18 protein-coding genes and 1 pseudogene are annotated in these 23,481 nt (G+C 37.5%); 2 read left to right on the forward strand and 17 right to left on the reverse strand.

Translation table 11 applies throughout. The features are described 5' to 3' along the window. Positions 1-69 precede the first annotated feature (69 nt). The 12 genes and pseudogenes from ACO6HM_RS03545 to ACO6HM_RS03600 all read right to left on the reverse strand — a co-directional run bounded on the left by ACO6HM_RS03545 (position 70) and on the right by ACO6HM_RS03600 (position 13,871). On the reverse strand, positions 70-1,383 hold the full coding sequence (locus tag ACO6HM_RS03545) for a hypothetical protein (RefSeq protein WP_485389794.1): 1,314 nt from the start codon (positions 1,381-1,383) through the stop codon (positions 70-72). A gap of 68 nt (positions 1,384-1,451) precedes the next feature. Continuing rightward, a complete protein-coding gene (gene hemW / locus ACO6HM_RS03550; RefSeq protein WP_485389795.1) occupies positions 1,452-2,609 on the reverse strand; it encodes a radical SAM family heme chaperone HemW in 1,158 nt (385 codons plus the stop codon). 59 nt (positions 2,610-2,668) lie between these two features. Then, the gene (gene mutL / locus ACO6HM_RS03555; RefSeq protein ID WP_485389796.1) at positions 2,669-4,885 is read right to left on the reverse strand and encodes a DNA mismatch repair endonuclease MutL; all 2,217 of its coding nucleotides are present in this window, start codon (positions 4,883-4,885) and stop codon (positions 2,669-2,671) included. 18 nt (positions 4,886-4,903) lie between these two features. Then, positions 4,904-7,696, reverse strand: a complete 2,793-nt coding sequence (gene mutS, locus ACO6HM_RS03560; RefSeq protein WP_485389797.1) for a DNA mismatch repair protein MutS — start codon at positions 7,694-7,696, stop codon at positions 4,904-4,906. Beyond that, on the reverse strand, positions 7,665-8,687 hold the full coding sequence (locus ACO6HM_RS03565) for an NAD(P)H-dependent glycerol-3-phosphate dehydrogenase (protein WP_485389798.1): 1,023 nt from the start codon (positions 8,685-8,687) through the stop codon (positions 7,665-7,667). The genes mutS and ACO6HM_RS03565 overlap by 32 nt, the downstream gene beginning before the upstream one ends. Positions 8,688-8,703: 16 nt before the next feature. Continuing rightward, positions 8,704-9,336, reverse strand: a complete 633-nt coding sequence (gene plsY / locus ACO6HM_RS03570) for a glycerol-3-phosphate 1-O-acyltransferase PlsY (RefSeq protein WP_485389799.1) — start codon at positions 9,334-9,336, stop codon at positions 8,704-8,706. 11 nt (positions 9,337-9,347) lie between these two features. Further along, positions 9,348-10,685: a ribosome biogenesis GTPase Der gene (gene der / locus ACO6HM_RS03575; protein ID WP_485389800.1), complete on the reverse strand. Its 1,338-nt coding sequence runs from the start codon at positions 10,683-10,685 to the stop codon at positions 9,348-9,350. A 43-nt stretch (positions 10,686-10,728) separates the two neighbouring features. After that, a pseudogene (locus tag ACO6HM_RS03580) lies at positions 10,729-11,109 on the reverse strand (type II toxin-antitoxin system HicB family antitoxin). A 50-nt stretch (positions 11,110-11,159) separates the two neighbouring features. Beyond that, positions 11,160-11,630: a hypothetical protein gene (locus ACO6HM_RS03585; RefSeq protein ID WP_485389801.1), complete on the reverse strand. Its 471-nt coding sequence runs from the start codon at positions 11,628-11,630 to the stop codon at positions 11,160-11,162. Continuing rightward, positions 11,627-12,091, reverse strand: coding sequence for a DUF3990 domain-containing protein (locus ACO6HM_RS03590; RefSeq protein ID WP_485389802.1), 465 nt, complete (start codon positions 12,089-12,091; stop codon positions 11,627-11,629). Before ACO6HM_RS03590 ends, ACO6HM_RS03585 begins: the two co-directional genes overlap by 4 nt. Before the next feature lie 281 nt (positions 12,092-12,372). Then, positions 12,373-13,023, reverse strand: a complete 651-nt coding sequence (locus ACO6HM_RS03595; protein ID WP_485389803.1) for a cupin domain-containing protein — start codon at positions 13,021-13,023, stop codon at positions 12,373-12,375. A 239-nt stretch (positions 13,024-13,262) separates the two neighbouring features. Beyond that, positions 13,263-13,871 (reverse strand): YdcF family protein, encoded by a 609-nt coding sequence (locus ACO6HM_RS03600; protein WP_485389804.1) that lies wholly within the window; start codon positions 13,869-13,871, stop codon positions 13,263-13,265. Between the two features lie 350 nt (positions 13,872-14,221). On the opposite strand from ACO6HM_RS03600, the gene ACO6HM_RS03605 reads away from it, so the two are divergent. Together ACO6HM_RS03605 and ACO6HM_RS03610 are read left to right on the forward strand one after the other, a co-directional pair. Then, positions 14,222-15,286 carry an NAD(P)-dependent alcohol dehydrogenase gene (locus ACO6HM_RS03605; RefSeq protein ID WP_485389805.1) on the forward strand — a complete coding sequence of 355 codons (1,065 nt, stop codon included), beginning with the start codon at positions 14,222-14,224 and terminating at the stop codon, positions 15,284-15,286. 164 nt (positions 15,287-15,450) lie between these two features. Next, positions 15,451-16,410: a CobW family GTP-binding protein gene (locus ACO6HM_RS03610; RefSeq protein WP_485389806.1), complete on the forward strand. Its 960-nt coding sequence runs from the start codon at positions 15,451-15,453 to the stop codon at positions 16,408-16,410. 113 nt (positions 16,411-16,523) lie between these two features. On the opposite strand, the gene ACO6HM_RS03615 is transcribed toward ACO6HM_RS03610, so the two are convergent. From ACO6HM_RS03615 to rpmF, 5 genes are all read right to left on the reverse strand, one after another. Beyond that, complete coding sequence (locus ACO6HM_RS03615; RefSeq protein ID WP_485389807.1) at positions 16,524-18,605, reverse strand: elongation factor G; 2,082 nt, start codon at positions 18,603-18,605, stop codon at positions 16,524-16,526. 247 nt (positions 18,606-18,852) lie between these two features. Continuing rightward, on the reverse strand, positions 18,853-19,737 hold the full coding sequence (locus ACO6HM_RS03620) for a DUF5688 family protein (protein ID WP_485389808.1): 885 nt from the start codon (positions 19,735-19,737) through the stop codon (positions 18,853-18,855). 122 nt (positions 19,738-19,859) lie between these two features. Beyond that, positions 19,860-21,329, reverse strand: coding sequence for a diguanylate cyclase domain-containing protein (locus tag ACO6HM_RS03625; RefSeq protein ID WP_485389809.1), 1,470 nt, complete (start codon positions 21,327-21,329; stop codon positions 19,860-19,862). Between the two features lie 38 nt (positions 21,330-21,367). Beyond that, positions 21,368-23,026, reverse strand: coding sequence for a glycoside hydrolase family 13 protein (locus ACO6HM_RS03630; protein WP_485389810.1), 1,659 nt, complete (start codon positions 23,024-23,026; stop codon positions 21,368-21,370). Positions 23,027-23,214: 188 nt separating this feature from the next. After that, positions 23,215-23,397 carry a 50S ribosomal protein L32 gene (rpmF, locus tag ACO6HM_RS03635; RefSeq protein WP_023353071.1) on the reverse strand — a complete coding sequence of 61 codons (183 nt, stop codon included), beginning with the start codon at positions 23,395-23,397 and terminating at the stop codon, positions 23,215-23,217. Between the last annotated feature and the right edge of the window lie 84 nt (positions 23,398-23,481).

The raw sequence follows: 23,481 nt of genomic DNA on the forward strand, positions 1-23,481 counted from the left end.
ATTGCAAAGTGCTTTAACAAAATCTTAGAGCGAGCCTTTTTAGATTATTTATTCTTTAATCCGTATAAATTAGTTACCGGATACCCCTGATAATGCTGAAATCTGCTTAAAATTATTTTCAATCGTTGTAGCATCTTCTGCTGCAAGAGTCTCTTTAGCAGTTTTAATGATATCTTCCTGCATGTTCTTAAAGGCATCGCCTGTTAATATTTCGTTAGCCTTGCCCATTACTGTTCCCATAAGACTGTATCCATTAAGAGCAGTTGACAGATCATCAGAATTTGAAGCATCAGCAAAGGTATAACCGTCTGTGCTGTATTTATCAACAGTAGTATTAAACTTAATTGTTATTCCCTTAACAGCAGCTTCTCCATCTATCTTTGTAATCTTATCTCCGCTAAAAGTAAATGTATATTTCATAGGCATATCACCTGTTACGGCTAAAGCCTGCTTAAACTGTTCATCTGAATATGTTTTAGCAATCTCAGTAAGGGCATTTTCCCAGTTATCATTTAACTGTTTCTTTCCTTCTTCAGCCTGTTTCTTAAAGTCTTCCTCTGAAAGACCCATTAGTTTATAATCACCATTTTTAACAGCAACTGCAATTAACTTATCAAGCTTATTTAATACAGAAGTCTTTAATGCTTCGTCCTTAGCACCTTCCTTAAGTAAGTCTTCAAGCATCTTTATATAATCTTCATAGTTCATGCTAAGCACAACCTTATCTAATCCTTCTGACTTAAGGTTATCCTTAAGTTTTGCCTTTAAGATTTCTGCATACTTTGACTTAGCAAAATTCTTAGTAAAGTCATCCTGCTCGTAGAGTACATCAAGATAATCCTTAAGCTTGATGCCGGATATATCGAGACCTGAAGAATTTTTAATAGTATCTGCTAAGTTAGAGTAAAGCGGTTTAGTAAGCAGAGACTTAGAGTATACCGAAATCTCCCAAGGTCTTACTGTAACTCCACCGTCTACAAGTTCTTTATTATCGTAAAGAACGGACATATTAGCGCCGAGATTTACAGGATCTTTATCTGTATTAGCTATAGCAGAATATTTTACACTAAGCTTAGGAAGTATCTTAGATGCAAAGTCCATAAGCTGATCGGTGTTTGACTTAAAAGCACCGGCTGGAATCTGTGCAAATAGCTTCTTTGCTTCTGCATTATCCTTATCGATAGAAAATGTCATTTCTGAAGAATAACCCATTTCCCTCTGGCTATAGGTGTTGATATAACCTGTTATGAGCTTAGTAAGTGGATCTGACATAAACATGTTCTTTGCAAACATCACTCCACCGGCAGCAAGTGCAACAACGAGTACTATAATTATAATTAAAGCACTCTTTGCAATTCCCCTGTTGTCTTTCTTTAAGTTCATTCTGTTCCTCCTTTGATAAAACAAATTTATATTTTACAGTACAAGTTTAACATGTTTTCCATACAATTTCAATCCAGCAAAAAGTCACTAAGTACATAATTACTGATATCAAGTCCCCTGTCAGATAGCTTTAAAAAATCTCCATTATCTATTAAAAGTTCGTTATTTATGTGCTTTTTTATGATATCACCAAAAATTTCTTCTACAGTAAATGTGAATATTTTAGTGAACGTTTGTTTACTTATTCCATCTATTAGCCTAAGCCCCAGAAACATAAATTCAGACATTTCATCCTCAAGGCTAAGCTTAGTAATGTTGCGCCTTATATCGCTAATACCTGCACTTTTTATATAGTCTTTTAGATTTCCTACATTGTCGTACCTTTCATTGTCAAAAAGAGATGATGCACCTACCCCAAAACCCAAATAAGGAATTCTTTCCCAGTATGAAGTATTATGCCTTGAATGATAGCCTTTTTTAGCATAATTAGAAATCTCATACCTCTTATATCCGGCTTCTTTTAGTTTAGCTGCTGTAAGCTCGTACATAGCTCTGTCTTCATCTTCTGAGGGCAAATCCTTTACAAAGGGGGCATTTTCAGAGTATTTTTTATAAAAGTGGGTTCCTTCTTCTATAATCAGGCTATAGCTTGAAATATGCTCGGGATTAAGCCTTATAAGCTCATCCAGTGATTTCTCATAGGTCGTTATTTTTTGTTTAGGTATAGCAGACATAAGGTCAATATTTACATTGGTAAAACCTGAATTTCTAACCATATCATAGCTATCAAGGAAGTCCTCATAGGTGTGAATTCTACCAAGAAGCCTCAGTTCATCATCATCAGTTGATTGAAGTCCCAGGCTTATCCTGTTAATCCCTGCCTCTTTATATACTAAAAGCTTCTCCATATCTACAGTTTTAGGGTTACACTCTATGGTTATCTCTGGGAAAAAGCCATCCTCATAGAGCTTGAAACCCGCCCTTATTTCATCCAGTACTTCCTTAATATAATCAGCCTTAATTATTGATGGAGTTCCTCCTCCAAAATAAATCGTATAGACTCTGTATTCGTCATTTACATTCTTGGAAACTTCTCTTATTTCTCTCTTAAGCGCCTCTACATAGGCTTTCTTTTCATCTTCACCGCTTGCTAAGGAATAAAAATCACAGTAGTTACACTTCTTTGCACAAAAGGGGATATGCACGTATATTCCAAGTCTTTTCAAAACTCCTCCTATCACATCAAAAGAAACTGTCTTATCTACTTAATCTCTAAGTTAACATTCTATATCTGTCTCTTAAATTTTTTCTCCACATCTGACTTAGACATAAATATCATAGTAGGTCTTCCATGCGGGCAGTTGTAAGGGTTATCAAGACTCATTAGCTCCTCAATTAAAGCCTTCGCTTCTAAAAGAGATATATTCATATTCCCCTTGATAGCTGCCTTACAGGCCATGGTCGCAAGCTTTACGAGTACAGTATCAGGGGTCGTCTTCTTTCCTTCAAGTGAATACTGGTCAATTATATCAAAAAGGAGGTCTTTTTCGCTAATTCCAAAAAGCTCGGTAGGAACTGCTTTAATAACATATTCATTCCCGCCAAAAGGCTCTATCTCAAAGCCCAATTTGTGAAGATGTTCTCCTATTTCTTCAACAATCTGACTCTGGCTACCCGATAAAGTAACCACAACGGGAGGAAGTAAGTTCTGAGATGTTACTTTGTTTCGGGAGATTTCTTTAACAAATCTCTCGTACATTACCTTTTCGTGGGCTGCATGCTGGTCTATCATATACACACTGTCGTCATATTCAATTATCCAATATGTTCCAAATATCTGTCCTATGATTTTGATATCAGGAAGAGCCTTCTTAGCAAGTATTCCTCCCTTAAATCCTTCTTTTAAAGGTTCATTTTCTATGTCTAAATTTCGTTCTACTGCTGTAGCACCAGCTATTATACCATCATTTTGGAGACTGTTATCAGGCTGATTTTTATAATTGTCACCTTCTTCTGCAACTCCGCTTAAATCACTAAAACAAGGCATTTTTGGATTGTCTTTTACATTTGTAGAACTATCTCTTCTATAAGTAATATCAACTACATTTTTATTTCTTACATCACCAGTTAAGCTTTCACCTATCTTCTCTATACTGCCCACTGTTTTTTCAGTAATTTGGGCTTCATCTAAAGATAAATTTCCATCCTCAGATGTTATATTATTGGTTAAGGGTGCATATACCTCAGATGTTATAAGAGGAGAGTTCTCGTTCCTTATTACCTTTTCCGTCACAAAGCTCTCCTGCTTAAATACAGGCTTAAGCTCCTTTTTCCACTCTCCCTGCCTGCTTTTTTCAAAAGGCTCAGGCATAGGGATGTCAGGTATGATGTAACCTCCTGACTTCTCTGTTTTTTCAGCCTTATGTGAAGAATTAAAATCTCTTACCAGAGGCTTCTTGTCAGGTACCTGCTTTACTCCCATGTCAGGAAGTAAATCTTTTTTCCTAAGTGCATTATCAACTTCATGGAAAATTAATCTATATATGCTTTCAGTATCACTAAATCTAACCTCAAGCTTTGCAGGGTGTACATTTACATCCACCAGAGAATTATCCACACTTATAAGCAGGCAGGTAAAAGGGAATCTATGCTGCATAAGAAAAGACTTGTAGGCATCCTCTATAGCCCTTGTTATAACCTTATTTTTGATAAAACGTCCGTTTATAAAATAATTCTCATACTCCTTGTTACCTCTTGTAAGAGAGGGCTTTCCGATATATCCCCTGACAGAAAGACCGTTTACGAGTTCTCCGTCTGCATCAGGATTGTTTACAGGGATAATGTTGGCAGTTGTTTCCTTTCCATAGATGTAGAATAACACATCCTTAAGGCTCCCATTCCCCATGGTCTGAAGCTTAACCTGTCCGTTTAAGATAAACTTAAAAGCTATTTCAGGGTGGCTAACAGCCATGTGTTCCATAACCTCACCCACATATCTTCCCTCTGTGGCAGGAGTCTTTAGGAACTTTTTTCTTGCAGGGGTATTGTAAAAAATATTCCTTACTACAAATGTAGTCCCCTCAGGAGTTCCTATTGGCTCATTTGCTTCCTCTTTTCCTCCGTTAATCACATATCTGATTCCGCTTATTTCATCCGCTGTTTTGGTAAGTACCTCTACCTCACTTACAGCAGCTATACTGGCAAGGGCCTCTCCTCTAAAGCCAAGGCTTGATACTAAGGTTAGGTCATCAGCTGTTTTTATCTTACTTGTCGCATGCGGAAGAAAGGCAGTCTTAATATCATCACTGCCTATACCTTTTCCGTTGTCTGTAACCCTGATTAGGGAAGTTCCTCCGTCTTTAATTTCAACAGTTACCGAATTTGCATCTGCATCTATTGCATTCTCAACAAGTTCTTTAACTACTGCCGCAGGACCTTCTATTACCTCTCCCGCAGCTATTTTATTGATTGTATCCTTATCAAGGACATTAATAATTGACAAGACCTCACCTCGTTTCTACTACAACCCTCTGCTTTTTACTTTCTTTTGCATAGCGTAGAGCTTATTAAGTGCATCTATAGGAGAAAGCTCTTCAAGTTTCATCTCCATTAGCTCAGCCAGAACATCCTCATTCTTTGATGAACCGAAAAATGAGAGCTGATTTTCATCTGTTTTATTTGGTCTAATAAGCCTCTTTTCTTCGTTCTTATCAGGCATTCCTCCTGTTTCCGAAAGAAACTCTATTACATTTGTATTTTCCACATATTCTTTTGCCCCTGATGGGCTGTCGCCTGCACCCTTTACTTCAAGCCTTTTAGCCTTTTCAAGGATATCATTGCTGTCAAGCTCTACTGCAAGCTCTTTAGCCCTTTCAATTACACTATCGGGTACTCCTGCCAGCCTTGCTACCTGAATACCGTAGCTCTTGTCAGCACCACCCTTAACTATCTTTCTTAGAAAGACTATATTGTCTCCGTCTTCTCTTACCGCTATACAGTAATTATTGACATTGGGGAGCTTTCCTTCCAGTTCAGTAAGCTCGTGGTAGTGGGTCGCAAACAAGGTCTTTGCTCCAAGAAGCCTTGGGTTACTTATGTATTCAACCACAGCCCAAGCTATCGACAGTCCATCAAAGGTACTGGTTCCCCTTCCTATTTCATCTAAGATAAGCAGGCTGTCCTTTGTAGCATTTCTTAAAATATTAGCTACCTCTGTCATTTCCACCATAAAGGTAGACTGACCGCTTGCAAGGTCATCAGAGGCACCTACCCTTGTAAATATTCTGTCGCAAATACCTATATTGGCAAAAGAAGCCGGTACGAAGCTTCCTATCTGAGCCATAAGTACAATTATGGCAGTCTGCCTCATATAGGTTGACTTACCTGCCATATTAGGACCTGTAATTATAGAGATTCTATCATTTTTATTGTCTAAATAAGTATCATTGACAATGAAACCGTCACCACCCATCATCTTCTCAACTACAGGGTGTCTTCCATCTTTTATATCCACAATCCCCTCTTCATTTATCTTAGGCCTTGTGAAATTCTCACTTTCAGCAACAACAGAAAGGGAAATAAAAGCATCAATACCTGCTATAGCCTTGGCGGTCTTACTTATCCTAACAATTTCATCTGCTATCTCATCACGAAGACCTGAAAAGAGCTCATACTCAAGGGTTACAAGTCTCTCCTGCGCACCGAGTATCATATTTTCAAACTCTTTAAGTCTTGGAGTTATATATCTCTCTGCATTGGTAAGTGTCTGCTTCCTAGTCCAGTCATCAGGCACCATGTCCTTGTAGGAGTTTGTTACTTCAATGTAATAACCAAATACCTTATTGTATTTGATTTTAAGGTTCTTAATTCCGGTTCTTTCTTTTTCTTCATTTTCAAGCTCTGATACCAATGTTTTACCCTCTGTACCAGCTCTTCTTAGCCTATCTATCTCCTCACTATAGCCCTCTTTTATTATCCTGCCTTCTCTGACAGAAAGTGGTGCTTCAGGAAATATAGCACTGTCTATCTTTTCATAAATGTCCGAGAGAGTGTCAAGCATTTCATTATAATCGCATAAAAGCTTGGAATTAAACTCCGGCAAGAGACTTTTAATTGCAGGTAGAAATTCAATAGAATTCATAAACGCAAGTAAATCTCTGGGATTCGCGCTCTTGTAACAGATTTTTGCAAGCAGTCTTTCTATATCATAAACAGGGTTTAAATACTCTCTTATTTCTTCCCTTGTGATAATATTCTTGTTAAAATCATCTATAGCATCAAGTCTAGCCTCTATTTCAGCCTTATCAACAAGGGGCTGTTCTAAGAAGCTTCTAAGTAGTCTTGCCCCCATTGCTGTCTTGGTTTTATCAAGCACCCAAAGAAGAGAGCCCCTTTTATTCTTATCTCTAAGAGTCTCAGTAAGCTCGAGATTCCTTCTGGTTGAGCCATCAAGCATCATGTAAGCACTACTAAAATACGGCTTAATCGCAATTATATGGGTTAAGTCATTCTTCTGTGTTTCATATAGATAGGCAAGTACCATACCTGCAGAACATATAGCATTGTCCATGCCTGTAAGTCCAAGCCCGTCAAGAACTTCTACCTTAAAATGCTTCTTTATCATCCTAACAGCAGCAGCATATTCATAATACCGTCTTTCTAACTTAGTTATGGTTAAATTCTGTTTCTCTATGAACTCATCAGTCAGAATACCTGATATAATAAGGTTCTCATTACAAACAATTTCTGCAGGCTCAAACTTCGTTATCTCATCAAGCAGTGACTTAGTACCAACTAACTCAGTTACAAGGAATTCTCCTGTAGATACATCTACAAGAGCTATGCCATAGTCCTCATTTACAGCCATTATTCCCATAAGGAAGTTATTCTTGGTCTCTTCAAGTGCGGAAGTATCAAGATTGGTTCCTGGGGTAACTATCCTTATGACCTCTCTTTTTACCAGTCCTTTAGCAAGCTTTGGGTCTTCAGTCTGTTCACATATAGCTACCTTATAGCCCGACTGAACTAAAGTATTTAAATATCTGTCTACTGAATGAAAAGGCACTCCGCACATAGGCGGGCTGTTCTCACTTGTGTTAGACCTTTTGGTAAGCGTTATTTCCAGTACCTTCGATGCCGTAAGCGCATCATCATAAAACATCTCATAAAAATCGCCCATTCTGTAAAAAAGAATACAGTCACTGTATTCTTTTTTAATGTCATAATATTGGCGCATCATGGGCGTGAGGTTGTCTACATCTATCTCCATCTTTTGCCTTTCTTTATTCATCCCAGTCAAAGCCTGAGTGTTCATCCTTCTTATCTCTTAAAAGCAGTTCATTAAGAGCATCCTCTGCTTTTTTATTTTCAAATAATACCTTATTCATCTGTTCTACTATAGGCATGTCAATGTTGTTGGCTTTAGCAAGTTTGCTTGCTGCCTTAGCTGAATATACTCCCTCAACCACCTGTCCGACCTCAGCCATCGCTTCATCCATAGTCTTTCCCTGACCCATAAGGTAGCCTGCATTATGGTTACGGCTATGGCTTGAGCAACAGGTAACTATAAGGTCTCCAATACCCGAAAGCCCTGCAAATGTTTCAAGTCTTCCTCCAAGCTTCATTCCAAGTCTGCCTATCTCTGAGATACCTCTTGTTATAAGAGCAGCCTTTGCATTGTCTCCAAGCCCCAGACCATCTATAACACCGGCTGCAAGGGCTATTACATTCTTAAGTGAACCTCCAAGCTCAATACCTATGATATCAGGACTTGTATATACCCTGAATCTGTCAGACATAAAGGCATCCTGTATCATGCAGGCTATTTCTCTTGATTTTGCACCTACTACCGCTGTAGTTGGCATTCCTACAGATACCTCTTCTGCGTGGCTTGGACCGGAAAGTACGGTAACTATACCCTTATCACCATTCTCTGCTTCAAATTCACTCTCAATGATTTCAGTTAAAGTCATAAGAGTATCTTCCTCTATACCCTTAGCTACATTTACCACTGGGATATTTCTGTCGATGTAAGGAGCCGCCTTCCTTGCTGTCATTCTAACATAAGGTGAGGCAACAGCAAATACAATAAGGTCTTTATCCTTACAAGCTTCTTTTATATCATTGGTTATTTTTATATTGTCGGCAAGTTTAATACCTTTAAGATTCTTAACTATTCTTGTAGCACTTAATTCCTTATATTCCTTCTCAACCGCTGTCCAAAGGGTAAGCTCATGTCCATTGTTATTAAGTAAAATAGTTAAGGCACTGCCCCAAGTACCGGCTCCCAATACTGCTATCTTCATCCCAACAACCTCCACATTATTTTTTCTTACTGCCTAATTTATTTTCAGTTCCCTTCATAAGCCTTTCAATGTTTGATTTGTGCCTTGCTATGCCGAGTATGGTATAAAATGAAGCCACCACTACCAGCACCCACTGTCCCGGATAGAAAAAGGCTATACTTACAGGTATTGAAATCAGTCCTACGATAGAGCCCATTGAAACATATTGGGTTAAGTAACTTACCAAAAGAAATACCGCTAAAGGTATCATCGTCATCGGAAAATTGAATACTAAAAAAGCTCCTCCTGTAGATGCTATCCCCTTCCCCCCATGAAAGCCAAGTGTAAACGGAAAGTTATGCCCAAGTACTACACCAAAGCCACATAAAAGCACATAATAATTAGTACTTAAAAATCCGTTTGCATCTCCTGTAAGATTCGGACAAATAAGATATCTAACTAAAAGGCAGGGAATAACAACCTTTAGCACATCTCCGACCAGAGTAGGGAGACCTCCCCTTAAGAATCCTAAAGTTCTTAAGGCATTGGTTGAACCAATATTTCCGCTTCCTTCGTGCCTTATATCAATGTGATTGCATTTGCCTACAATCATTCCCGTAGGAAAATTGCCAAATAAATATCCTAAAACAACAACAATCGCACTTAACATACTTACTCCTATTAATGAATTTTAGTAGTATCATCAGCACTTCTCTCTCTGATTATGAAACGAAGTGGAGTACCGGTAAAGCCAAAGGCTTCCCTTATCTTGTTCTCGATATACCTGGTATAAGAATAGTGCATTAGTTTTTTGCTGTTTACAAAAAGTATGAAGGTAGGAGGCTTTACAGAAACTTGGGTAATATAATATATCTTAAGCCTTCTTCCCTTGTCTGTTGGAGGCTGCTGCATAGCTACAGCTTCAGCAAGTATATCATTAAGCACACCTGTGGATACTCTTAAAGTATGATACTGAATAACTACATCTATGAGGTCGAAGAGCTTATTAAGCCTCTGCCCGCTTACTGCTGATATAAAGAGGAACTCTGCATAAGGCATATAAGCGAGGATTTCTTTAAGCTTTTTAGTATGCTCATTCATAGTCTTATCTGTCTTTTCAATGAGGTCCCATTTATTTACAGCAACTATTACACCTTTGCCACGCTCGTGGGCAATTCCCGCTATCTTTGCATCCTGCTCGGTAATCCCCTCTGTTGCATCGATTACAAGAACAACTATATCAGCTCTTTCTACTGCTGATACAGTACGCACTATGCTGTAATACTCGATATCTTCTTTGATTCTACTTTTCCTACGGATACCTGCTGTGTCTATCATTATGTATTCTTTGCCGTTCCTACGAATCCTTGTATCTATAGCGTCTCTTGTGGTACCTGCTATGTCAGAAACTATTACTCGGTTTTCTCCGAGCAGCCTGTTGATGATGGATGACTTACCTACATTCGGCTTACCTATGATGGCAATCCTTGGAGTATCATCTTCTTCAGCCTCAGGGCTGTCCTCAGGGAAATGTTTAATAACCTCATCAAGCATGTCGCCTATACCTGTCTGGTTTACGGATGATATAGGAAATGGCTCGCCAAGTCCAAGGTTGTAAAACTCAAAGACATCAGCCTGCTGTTTAACAGGATTATCTACCTTATTTACCACCAAGACCACAGGTTTCTTGGACTTTCTAAGCATGTGAGCTACCTGATTGTCCGAATCTACAAGCCCTGTCTTGACATCAGTTATAAATATAATTACATCAGCAGTATCTATGGCTATCTCTGCCTGCTCACGCATATTGGCAAGCATCATGTCACTTGTATCAGGCTCGATACCACCTGTATCTATCATAGTAAAGGCTTTGTTAAGCCACTCAGCATCAGCATATATCCTGTCTCTGGTTACACCGGGTGTATCCTTTACTATGGATATGTCGCTGCCTGCAAGTTTATTAAAAAGTGTAGACTTACCTACATTAGGTCTTCCTACTATCGCTACTATTGGTTTCAAATTTCACCTCTATATTTGTATTATTTACCGCTACTCTGTAATTTTACCTTATTGTGCGGTGTTTGTAAAGGTTGGTAGAATTATTCATTGAAAGTAAGTAAACGCAATACTGGTTCATACTTACACCTTCTTCCTTAGACTGGTCAGCCAGTAATTTATGCAAGCTTTTTGGCAATCTTAACTTAAATTGTCCAGAATAATCATCATAGGTTTAAGGTTCAGGAATAGTGTTTCCATCTTCCAAAGCTGCAGTAATCCATTCTGTTTTTGCATCATTAGCATTCTTAACAACTGATTCAAGTGTATCGCCAACTGTTATACATCCCGGAAGTTCCGGATATCTTGCAGCATATCCACCTTCATCCTTATCCGGAACAATTTCTAACTTGTATGGAAGATTCAAGTAATAATCAATTGTTTTCATGTAACATTTCCTCCTCAACTATATCACGTACCATTTCTACATATACCTTCTTAAAACCCACCCTGATAATATGCCCTTGCAATTACATAAGAGGGTTCATAGTATGCACTACAGTTATAATTATCTATTTTATCACAGATTTCATTATTATATACCCTTATAATTCCTTCCACTTCAGTTTCATTCGGTTGTAAAGTGTCATAAATGAGCCTTTGATATACTTTCCCCATTTGCAGAGGTGTAGGAACTCTATCTACCAGAGTGAAATCAACATCTGTAACATCTTCGTTTCCTTCTTCTAATTGATATTCACTAATCCACTCATCTTCTACATCAAGAGGATTTTTGCAGTGCAATACATTAGCTACACTTATAAGATGGTTCAGGTTTTCCTTTCCCAGTTTATTCACCACATAACTATTTTTTTGGTGCAGCCTTCTTGCCACACGCTCTATCATATAACAGATAAATTTAACATCATCTCTTGTAATTTCTTCATCAGGGAAATATATATTTGTCATAGTTGCTCACTCCCTTCAAACTTAAGAGTTTTAAGTGCTTCTTCAGTAGAAAATACTATTTGATGGGTTGGATACTTAAATTTAACAAGTTCCCAAAATGCTGCTTTTGATATATTTTCAGCAATATAATCTTCTACATAGTCCCAAATCTGATCATCTGCCATCGGTCCTTCTACAATATCAAATTTATGTTCCTTACCTAGGCGGCAGTTTACAACAAATTCCAACCACTCTTCAGTCATAGTCTCAAATACAAGTGATTCTAAACTGGAATTTTCCTGATAAAGATACTTATTAATATACGACTTACCAGGTTTTGTTATTGCCCACCTCTTTGCTTGTTTTTCTATATTGGTACAATAAAACCCATAGCCAAAATCCTTATAATGACTATTAATTAATATTCTTGGATTTACAACTATAACATTGCTTCCATGATATAACAAATAATTATTATCCATATATATATCTCCTATTAGCAACTCATAAAATACTTCCTTAATTATACTCTAAACACAACTTAAAATCCACACTAACCACTATACTTCTTTGTTTTTCAATTAACATAAATGCCTACTTTAAGTAGATTAGCGAATCTGTATATAGAAAATATATACTGTAAATTTATACAAGAAAAAATCCTGCACAGAGTTTTTTTGTCATAAGAGATTCCAGAGGAAATTCATATAACATAAAAAAAACGACAGCCTCCATAAGGAAACTGCCGCCTGCTAATAAACCATTATTTTACAAGTAAAAGTGCCATCTTGAATCTTCCAACCGCTTTTACGCTATGAAGGGCATTTTTATCGAATTTGAAGTTATCGCCTTCATTTACCTCATAGTCAGTACCCTCGTAGTTTATAATTCCCTTGCCTTCAAGAGCAAAAACAATTGCTTCACCTGGAGCACGATGCTCTGAAAGATAGCAGCCTTCATCAAAAGCCATTATCATAAACTTAAGATTGTCCTGTCCGATGAGGTCAAGATTTGTGATGCTACCCTTCTCATAGTCAAGTAAGTTCTTTAATTTGGTTACTTCTCCTGCTTTTAATACACTATTCATATTAATCTCCTTTTCTAATAAAATCTCTATATATGCAAGTCCGTCCTCGTTTCCTGCAGACATACCGCATAAGGTTTTAGGTGCCACATAAAGTATATCATTTCCGGACATTTTTACTTCATCATTTTCATTGAGATGAAATCTTCCACTGCCGTCTGTACCAATGTAAAGCACAGGAGAGTCATAGCTTTCCTTGCTTATATCAGTTCCCCTGCCCAGCCTGAAATAAGTAATCGGAGCATCTGATAAACCAAGCTTTGTAGATATGGTCAGCTCACTTTTAATCTTGTACTCTTCAGAGAACTTAAACGAACCACCTGTAGCCATAAGCACCTCCTATTATTATCTTAGTAATCATAAAACACATACTTTACTCTTTGTATAATGATAAATAATCCGTTTGCTAGTCCATCATACTCCGGAAATATCATTTAACTATCTTGTAAAATACTTATTGTTACCCGCTATTGCAATTACCTACTTAATGCTATATTATCCAATCCGACATATAATTGCAACTGAAATTTTGGCAAAATACCTATGTTCTCATTAAAGAACAATGAAGATTACTCTGATTGTGATAAGCTTATATCTTTTATGTAATTTTCGAAATATTCACCACATTTCCTAAGCTCTCCGAGTACAACCTGTCTGCCTCTTTCCGTATTGTACCAGTTATCTGAGGTCATGTTTTGAGTGTTGGTTGGGACTACAAATAGCTTAGTATCAGGAAATAAATGTGAATATGTCATAAAGGCTCTCCTTGCATGAAAAGCCTGTGGACATAGAATGGCAGTTTTTACTTCAATTCCCATTTCTTTAATCAGTTTTTTTGAAAAAATAGCATTTTCATAAGTATTTGTAGCTCTTTCTTCCTTAATCACATTTTCCTCAGGTACGCCGTTTTTTATAAGAACCGATGCTAAAAACTCTGCCTCTGTCCTGTAAACACCCTTATATCTCTCATCAGTTACCCTTTCATTCATAAATCTGCCAAACTGATAAAAATACATACCTGAAGGCATAATCTTACTTGCCTTGCCCTCCTTATACAGCCTTGCTGCAGTTTCAGCAAGAACCCAGTTAGATGAACCAGGTATGAAGATGATGTCAGCTTTCTCAGGTTCATCCTTTATAAAAATAAATTTTGTAATATCTTCTATATTGTTTCTCATTTTATTTGACTCCAATCACCTTGATTACTTAATTTTTTACAAGTATCTTAAGTATAAAATTCTATGCAGGCTTGCAAATGAATTTATTATCTTTCACATACACATCATTTTAATTCAAAATGCTTAATAAGGTCAATATCCAAAGTATATCAATATTTTGTATAATATATTTCAATTACAGTTCTGCTTAAATATATAAACTATATTACTTATTACTATCTTCTATTATATTGAAGAATTTTGCAAAAAATACTATAAGTTTTTTCAAAATTTTTATTGATATTTTTTTAACAAACTGTTATAATATTCACATAACTTATATTAAATAAATACAATTTGAAAGGAGAACTATGATGAAGGGTTACGCAATGTTAAAAATCGGAGAGTCAGGCTGGATTGAGAAAGAGAGACCTAAGTGCGGTCCTCTTGATGCCATCTGTAAGCCACTTGCTCTCGCAATATGTACTTCTGATGTACACACACTTTGGGAGGGTGCTATCGGCGAAAGACATAATATGATCTTAGGACATGAAGGCTGTGCTGAGGTTGTTGAGGTCGGCGAATTAGTTAAAGACTTTAAGCCTGGCGACAGAGTTCTCGTACCTGCTATTACACCTGACTGGAACTCACTTGAGGCTCAGGCAGGCTTCTCAATGCACTCTGGCGGTATGCTTGCAGGCTGGAAGTTCTCAAACTTTAAGGATGGTGTATTCTCAGAGTTTTTCCATGTAAATGATGCAGATGGAAACCTTGCTCACCTTCCTAGCAACATAAATACAGTTGATGCCTGCATGCTCTCAGACATGGTTCCTACAGGCTTCCATGGCGCTGAGCTTGCAGATGTTCAGTATGGCGATACTGTTCTTGTTATCGGTATTGGTCCTGTAGGTCTTATGTCTGTTGCAGGAGCAAACCTTCGTGGTGCTTCAAGAATCATCGCAGTAGGTACAAGACAGGTCTGCATTGATGCAGCAAAGGGCTATGGTGCTACTGATTTCATCAGCTATAAGAACGGCTCAATTAATGAGCAGGTTATGGCTATGACTAATGGCAAGGGTGTTGATAAGGTAATCATCGCAGGCGGCGGCGTTGAAACCTTCTCTCCTGCTGTTAAATGCTTAAAGCCGGGTGGAAGAATTGGTAATGTTAACTACCTCGGATCCGGTGAAAATATTGATATTCCTCGTGTTGAATGGGGTGTAGGTATGGGACATAAGCTTATTAATGGTGGTCTTATGCCTGGTGGTAGACTTCGTATGGAGAAGCTTTCTGCACTTGTTTCAGCAGGAAAGCTTGACCTTTCTCCTCTTTCAACCCACGTATTTGAGGGCTGGGATCATATTGAAGAGGCTCTCTTCCTTATGAGAGATAAGCCTGCAGACCTTATTAAGCCTGTAATCAAGATTCAGGACTAAGATAAAGTCTGATTACGGTAGCGATTGCTACTTGGTTAAATGATGTTGGTGTTATAGATATTGACACTTGTATCAATTAACGCTATAAATATAGCTATAAAATAACTAATAGATACCTGTATAGAGTATTTCTCTGTACAGGTATCAAAGATTTGAGGAGATATATGAAAATACTTATAGTATCAGGATTTTTGGGGGCAGGCAAAACTACATTTATCAAAGAACTTGCGAGGCGCACCGAAAAAGAGATAGCTATTTTTGAAAACGAGTACGGTACCTCCGGTGTAGATGGCGATATTCTAAAAGAGGCTACAAATGTAAATATATGGGAACTGACTGAGGGCTGTATCTGTTGCTCTGTAAAGGGCGACTTTGCTGCTTCCATACTTACTATAGCAAACACTGTCAATCCTGATTATCTTGTTATAGAGCCTACAGGCGTTGCTATGCTTAGCAATCTCATAGCCAATCTTTCTCAGATTGAATACGAGCATATAAGGCTTATGGCGCCTATTTCGATTGTAGATGCCTTAAGTATTGAACGCTATAAGGACGAATTCCCTGAAATATATAAGAATCAGATAGAATATGCTGATACCGCTATATTTTCAAAAACCGAGAATTTATCCTCCGAAGAGAAAGATAAGCTAAAACTTGAAGTAAGCGAAATAAATCCAAACTGTAAGATAATTACCGAGCACTACTCTACCTTACCTGACTCTTTCTGGGATAGTCTTCTTCTTAAATATCTTGACGGAGCTATAGAAATTCCTGTTAAAGAAGATTATGAAGAAATGCCAGACAGCTTTTCTCTTAACGATATTTCTATAAGATCAATTGAAAGATTTATTATCTTTCTTGAAAATCTAATAAGAGGTAAATATGGCAATGTATTTAGGGCTAAGGGAAGCTTCGCAATTAAGGGCCTTAACCTTAGGTTTGACCTCGCAGACTCTCGTTATCAGATAGAGGTAGGAACTGACGAAATCTCTAATAAGGCGGTATTTATTGGAAATGATATTAAAAAGCAAAAAATAAGAGAGGTTTTCTTTGAAAACTCTAGATTTATTAAAATCGGACAAGTAAATCCGTTCCCCCCAGATAAGTATATTGTATTCTGGTAACATAAAATACAAGGCCCTTAAAAACCTATCTATTAACAAACAGCCGGTCAGAATATGTAAATATCCTGACCGGCTGTTCTTTAATTCAATTCAAATTGTACAAGTAAATACTATTACTCTTCCTTGGAACTTGCAGCATTTTCTTCAACTACCTTAGCCTGAACATCTGCAGGAGCTGCCTCATAGTGGCTGAATTCATAAGAATATTCCCCTATTCCTCCTGTCATAGACCTTAGGTCGGTGGAATATCCCATAAGACTTGCTTGCGGAATATCGTCAAGAATCTCAGTTCTTCCATCATAAAGAGTGTTCATTCCACTTACTCTTCCTCTTCTCTTGTTAAGATCACCCATTACATCTCCAGTAAATTCGTCAGGAACAACCACTCTAAGAGTCACAATAGGCTCTAAAAGTATAGGCATAGCCTGCATAAATCCGTCCTTAAATGCCTGCATTGCAGCAGTCTTAAATGCCATTTCAGAAGAATCTACAGGATGATAAGAACCATCTGTAAGAGTCGCCTTAAGTCCAACTACAGGATAACCTGCAAGAGGTCCCTTTGCCACACACTCAGCTATACCCTTTTCAATGGCAGGGAAGAAGTTCTTTGGAATTGCACCACCAAATACGGTTTCTTCAAAAATATACTGTTTTTCAAGGTCATCTGAAGGCTCAAAGGTAATATGTACATCACCGTACTGACCATGTCCACCAGTCTGCTTCTTATACTTGTTCTGAACTGAAACCTTCTTCTTAATAGTCTCCTTATATGGAATACGTGGCTTAAGAAGCTCGATATCAACCTTATATCTGTTTGCAAGCTTACTAACTACTACCTCAAGCTGCTGATCTCCAATACCGTAGATGAGTGACTGGCGGTTTGCACTGTCATTTACAAGCTTAATGGTTGGATCTTCATCTACTATCTTCGATAATGCACTTGCTATCTTATCGTCATCACCTTTATTCTTGGTTACATATCTCATATATGTATATGGAACAGAGAATGAAGGCTTGTCATATACCACAGGTACAGCCTTGGTAGCTATACTGTCACCGGTAGCTATATCAAGCTTTCCAATTGCACCGATATCCCCTGCGTGAAGCTCCTTAACCTCTATCTGCTCTTTTCCTCTAAGCACATAAAGCCTTGATATCTTCTCCTCAGCATCCTTTGCTACATTGTAGATAGTTGAATCTGCCTTAAGTACACCAGAACATATCTTAATAAGTGAGAACTTGCCGATGAACGGATCAGCTATTGTCTTAAATACCTTAGCAGTCATCTCTTTATTCTCGTCATAATCAGCATGGAAGCTGTTGCCGGTCTTCTGATTGATACCTGTAATAATAGTCTTGTTTGGTGAAGGGAAGTAGTTAACTATCTGGTCGATAAGGTTTCTAACTCCCTTAGCTTCAAGGCCTGAACCCATAAGCACAGGTACAAGACTTGTATCGCCAACGCTCTTTCTAAGTGCCGTAGACATCTCAGCCTGAGTAAATTCTTCACCATTGAAGTATTTATCCATCATGTCATCGCCTGTCTCAGCAACTGCCTCTAAGAGAGCATCTCTATAAGTCTGTAAATATTCCATAGAATAGTCAGGGATATCAGATTCTATATAAGTGCCGTCGTTATTAAATCTACGTCCGGCCATTTTTACCACATTTACAAAACCAACGAACTTTTCATTTTCACGAATAGGTAACTGGAAAGGAGCAACCCTTGTTCCATATAGTTCCTGTAATGCTTCCACTACCTTCCTGTAGCTGGCATTATCATCATCCATATCAGTTACAAAGAACATTCTTGGAAGTTTATATTTTTCGCAAAGATTCCAAGCCTTTTCTGTACCCACCTGAACTCCTGCCTTAGCAGAAATTACAATAACGGCTGCATCGGCTGCACTTGCAGCCTGCTCTGCTTCACCTACGAAATCAAAATACCCCGGCGTATCTAAAATATTAATCTTTGTTTCATCACTTACAATAGGAATAACAGAAGTCTGGATAGAAAATGTTCTCTTCTGCTCCTCTTTGTCATAATCACTTATGGTTGAACCATCCTCAATTTTCCCCTGTCTTGTAATTACACCCGTTACATACGCCATGGCCTCTGCAAGTGTAGTCTTTCCGCAGCTGCCATGGCCAAGTAGAGCTACGTTTCTAATTCTTTCATACTTAAAAATGTCCATAATCTTCTCCAATCTGCCACAAACTTATGTAGCCTGAAACTCGGATTTAGTACATATATATATTTTACAATTATTACGGATATTTTTCAAGTATTATGTTGAAATTTTACTAATGTTATGCCAACTTTTTATTATTTATTTGGATAAAGAGCATTAAAACAGCCATCTTTTGCTGATTTGGGAAAAAAATATACACAATTAAAACAAAATAAGGGAACGGGAAAAACCCGAACCCTTTCATAATTAATTATGCTATCTCAAGCTTCTTGCTGTTTCTGTAATAACAATATACCTTGTCTGAGAGTACATCTTCATCAGAAACCACTGTATTGTTGATATTCTGAACCATATCCTGCAAAATTGCCACTTCCTTGTCTTTAGTAGCCTTGATAATAATGGTTTCATGTATGGAACTTGGAAGGATGTATAAATCAGATTCTAAGCTAGAAGATATATTGTCCAAAATTTCATCATACAAGATAACTCCCGCACCACAGCTCTTTCTCTTGTTACAAACTATGTACATTTCCTCGATATCCTCTTCCCTGTCTTTAGCAGGAATGAAGCTTGACATAGGAACTACATCAGGAGCCAATAGCTTTGGCGTATTCTTTTTAGCTATCTCCCAAAGTTCAGCACTACTAAGGCCAAACTGGTCTGCTATCTCATTGGTGATGTGAACCACCCCAAAGTCTTTTCCAAGATCCGTGGCAACAAAGGCAAATATAACCGCCAAATCCATTACCTTGATATAAGGCCTGCCACTTAGCCGTCCCTGATTCATCTCAAAATTGACCAGCTCAAAGATTATTCTGTCTTTTATTATGCCAATATCTGTATAGTCTCTTTCATCGAACTTAGGAGTAGTAAAATCCATAAAGATGTCATAGAGTTCATCCTGTATCAAGCTTAATTCATAAGACTGATTCTCACAGAATTCTCTATAGAAGTCTTCCAGGTATACAATCCTGGATACCTTTTTATTGTCCTTAGCATCTTTGCAGAATAATGAAAGGCCATAGCGGCATACATCGTTATTCTTAGTAACCTTTTTCAGTACAACCTCATAAGAAGAACCAAGCCTTCTCTGCAGTCCTTCTCTAACTGCCTCGACAAATTCATTGTAATTCAAGTTTCACCGCTTTCCCCCAATTTGCCGAATCAAATAAACAATTCAAATTATAAAATAAATTTATCACAATTACAACGGCAAAATAACCAAAAATAATGACCAAACTTTGGCATATTGCACAATTATTTGATTTCATCCACAGTTAAAAGAGGTCCATAGAACTCTCCCTCCACATATTCTCCACCACATTCAAGGGCAATACTATCTGCCACTTCATCCGTAATTCCTGAAAATGATATAGATTTATCTAACTTTTTAGCTACATCAGTTACTATCTTCAAATACTGAATAACTTCATCCTCGTCATCCTCCTGTAAAAGCCTGTTTACAGCAATTGAAATCTGAGATACAGGCAGCGTCTTAAGTATCTCCATAGACATACCACCTGTTCCGTATCTTCCAACTCTAAAGCTAAAGCCTTTTGCAACCATTTCTTCTAAAACAAAGCTAAACTCAGGCAAGTCTGAGATTAAAATATTTTCATCTATTTCAATTGTTAGCCTATGTACATCTATATCACTCTCTTCAACTATGCTGTATAGCTTATTTCTAAATTCGTAGTTAAGCACCAGCCTTTTTGAAAGAGGAAGGATTACCTTTTTATCTGCAAAAGTTTTCATTTCCTCACAAATCTTTTTAAATGTATTCTCACCTAAAGCAAATATCTGACCTGTTTTTTCAGCAAAACCTATGAATTTTCTTGCATACCATACCCCCTGCTCTCCTCTATCCCAGAGAAGTCTCATACGAAGTGTATCGTAGTTTTTACTTTTAAGTTCATAAACCGGAGCATATTTAACAATTAAGCTGTCATTTTTAATAGCATTAGTAAGGCTTGACTGAAGTTCCATATTTTCGATTTCTTTAGTAGTCATTTCCTCAGTATAATAACAATAATTATCTTTACCAAGATGCTTTGCCTCTGTAAGAGCAGTTGAGGCATTTTTGATAAGGATATCTGCCTTAGTTCCATCTCTAGGAGCAACTGCCGCGCCTATACTCGTTGTTACAACTAATTGTCCAAATGATGTGATGAAAGGGAATCTGAACGAATTACCTATTCTTTTTAGTTTCTCATCAAAATCTGCTAAGTCTCTGATATTTTGGCTAAGAACCATGAATTCGTCACCGCTCATCTTTGCCAAATAATCATTTTCATCTAAATTCTGTCTGAGTCTGTGGCTCACATCAAGTATTAGTTCATCACAGTTTGTGTGTCCCCACATATCATCTATCTGCTTGAAATTATCAAGGTCAATATACATGATGCCGACATACTCTTCTTTTCTGAGGGTTTCAAGAGTATGTGTAAGCATCTCAATAAAGGCAACACCGTTAGGGAGTCCTGTATAAGAATCTTCATAGGCAAGCTTTTTTATCTTGTCTTCACCCATCTTTATCTCCCTGTACTTCATATTAAGCTCTTCTTGGGTTGTATTTATCTCGCTGTAGACATTGTCAAGGTCACTCAAGGTATCTTTTAGCTTTCTTTCGGCTTCCTTCTTTTCCCTAAGGATTTTATTCCTTGAAAAAAGAAGTAAAACAACCAATATCGACAACAAACCAATTACAATATATAACAGATTATCCAAACCTTCATCCTCCCGCCATATAAACCCTAGAATCCATTCTAATAAAGTATGGCAAATGCTTCAAATGGTCTTAATTTCAAGTTATTAAGGTCAATATCTTTATAGTTATTGATTAATAGTCTACCATCTCCAAAATCATTATAGTCAAAGTTTCTTGTATTTTCAGAAAAATTACAAGCAACCAATATTATATTATTATTCAGCTTTCTTAAATATACGAAGAGATCCTCATCATCAGGAAGGAGTAATTCATAATCACCATAAACTATAATTTCATGTTCTTTCCTTAATGAAATAAGCTTTTTATAATAATTAAATACAGAATCCTCTCTTGTTAGCTGTTCCTTGGCATTTATCTTTTTGTAATTCGGGTTAACATTTATCCAAGGTTTTCCGGTAGTAAAGCCCGCATTTTCACTGTCATCCCACTGCATTGGAGTTCTTGCATTATCCCTGCTCTGATGGCAAAGCTTAGGAAAAAGTTCCTCAGGGCTGATTATTCCATTTTCAGTGAGCTCATGATAAGCATTGATTGATTCAAGGTCTCTAAAGTCATCTACTGACTTAAATACCGTATTGGTCATACCAAGCTCTTCGCCCTGATACACATAAGGAGTTCCCTGCATCATATGTAGACAGGTGGCTATGCATTTTGCAGAAAGCTCTCTATATTCATCTTTTTCACTGCCTAGTCTTGATACAATCCTAGGCTGGTCATGGTTACAGAAATAAAGGCTATTCCACGCTACTCCATTAAGCCCCTTCTGCCATTTAGTAAGGTTCTCTTTAAGAGGAACTAATGGAATCCTCTTTGTTGACCACTTCATAGTCTCTCCATTGTCAAGCCCTGTATGCTCAAACTGAAATACCATACTAAGCTCAGTTCCGGCAGAGTTTGCATACTTTTTAGCCTCCTCGACAGTTACGCCTGCACACTCACCTACGGTCATAAGGTCATATTTTGACAAAACCTTTTTATTCATTTCCTGCAAATACTCATGCACTCTTGGTCCATTAACGCAGGCTTCAAAGCTTCCATAAAGGCCTCCATTGGTTGGGCCATCAGGGAAGCTTTGATCCTTTGATATAAGGCTGATAACGTCCATTCTAAAGCCATCTATGCCCTTTTCACACCAACGGTTCATCATAGCATAGACTTCTTCCCTAACCTTTTCATTTTCCCAGTTAAGGTCAGGCTGTTTCTTTGAAAATAGATGTAAATAATACTGTCCTGTTTTCTCATCATACTGCCAGGCTGAACCTGAAAAACAGGAACCCCAGTTATTTGGCTCCTTGCCATCTTTCCCGTCCTTCCATATGTAGTAGTCACGCTTTGGATTGTCCTTGGAACTGCGGCTTTCAATAAACCACTTATGTTCGTCAGAAGTATGGTTAACCACCAAATCCATAACTATTTTAATACCCAAACTATGAGCCTTATCAAGCATTGCATCAAAGTCATCCATAGTGCCAAACTCTGTCATTATAGCTTCGTAGTCGCTTATGTCATAGCCATTGTCATCATTAGGAGACTGATAAACAGGCGATAGCCAGATTACATTTATTCCAAGTTCTTTTAGATAAGGGAGTTTCTCAGTTATTCCCTTTAAGTCACCTATACCATCACCATTGCTGTCGTAAAAGCTTCTTGGATATATCTGATATACTACACTTTCTTTCCACCAGGTTTTGTTCATCTTATTCTTCTCCTTTTTAAATTGTTTATGATTAGCCTCACAGTACATTCCTGCATCAAAGTATTTAAACTATTGCCATATTCAGGTCTATTTATAGAGTAATGATAAATGTATAAAAAGTCAATTAAAAGTTCTAATTAAACAAAAAAGCCACCTCCTAAGAAGTGGCTTATATTGTTTAATCAATTTTATGCTTCAACTTTAACGATCTCTTTCTTGTTGTAAGAACCGCAAGCCTTGCAAACTCTGTGAGGAACCATAAGCTCTCCGCAGTTACTGCACTTAACAAGTGCTGGAGCACTCATCTTCCAGTTTGCTCTACGAGCATCTCTATGACCCTTAGAGCTCTTATTCTTTGGACAGATTGACATGTGAACACCTCCCTTATCAATACTTTATACATTGTATTCAAAAGGATTTATCACAGAGATAACAATCCTCGAATAAACAATAAA

It is taken from the genome of Catonella sp. (assembly GCF_057250765.1).

Bases quoted from the DNA above. Each gene is read 5' to 3' on its own strand.
- ACO6HM_RS03545 (WP_485389794.1), bottom strand. From the start codon at position 1,383: ATGAACTTAAAGAAAGACAACAGGGGAATTGCAAAGAGTGCTTTAATT.
- mutS (WP_485389797.1), bottom strand. From the start codon at position 7,696: ATGAACACTCAGGCTTTGACTGGGATGAATAAAGAAAGGCAAAAGATG.
- ACO6HM_RS03565 (WP_485389798.1), bottom strand. From the start codon at position 8,687: ATGAAGATAGCAGTATTGGGAGCCGGTACTTGGGGCAGTGCCTTAACT.
- plsY (WP_485389799.1), bottom strand. From the start codon at position 9,336: ATGTTAAGTGCGATTGTTGTTGTTTTAGGATATTTATTTGGCAATTTT.
- ACO6HM_RS03585 (WP_485389801.1), bottom strand. From the start codon at position 11,630: ATGACAAATATATATTTCCCTGATGAAGAAATTACAAGAGATGATGTT.
- ACO6HM_RS03590 (WP_485389802.1), bottom strand. From the start codon at position 12,091: ATGGATAATAATTATTTGTTATATCATGGAAGCAATGTTATAGTTGTA.
- ACO6HM_RS03595 (WP_485389803.1), bottom strand. From the start codon at position 13,023: ATGGCTACAGGTGGTTCGTTTAAGTTCTCTGAAGAGTACAAGATTAAA.
- ACO6HM_RS03600 (WP_485389804.1), bottom strand. From the start codon at position 13,871: ATGAGAAACAATATAGAAGATATTACAAAATTTATTTTTATAAAGGAT.
- ACO6HM_RS03605 (WP_485389805.1), top strand. From the start codon at position 14,222: ATGATGAAGGGTTACGCAATGTTAAAAATCGGAGAGTCAGGCTGGATT.
- ACO6HM_RS03610 (WP_485389806.1), top strand. From the start codon at position 15,451: ATGAAAATACTTATAGTATCAGGATTTTTGGGGGCAGGCAAAACTACA.
- ACO6HM_RS03615 (WP_485389807.1), bottom strand. From the start codon at position 18,605: ATGGACATTTTTAAGTATGAAAGAATTAGAAACGTAGCTCTACTTGGC.
- ACO6HM_RS03630 (WP_485389810.1), bottom strand. From the start codon at position 23,026: ATGAACAAAACCTGGTGGAAAGAAAGTGTAGTATATCAGATATATCCA.
- rpmF (WP_023353071.1), bottom strand. From the start codon at position 23,397: ATGTCAATCTGTCCAAAGAATAAGAGCTCTAAGGGTCATAGAGATGCT.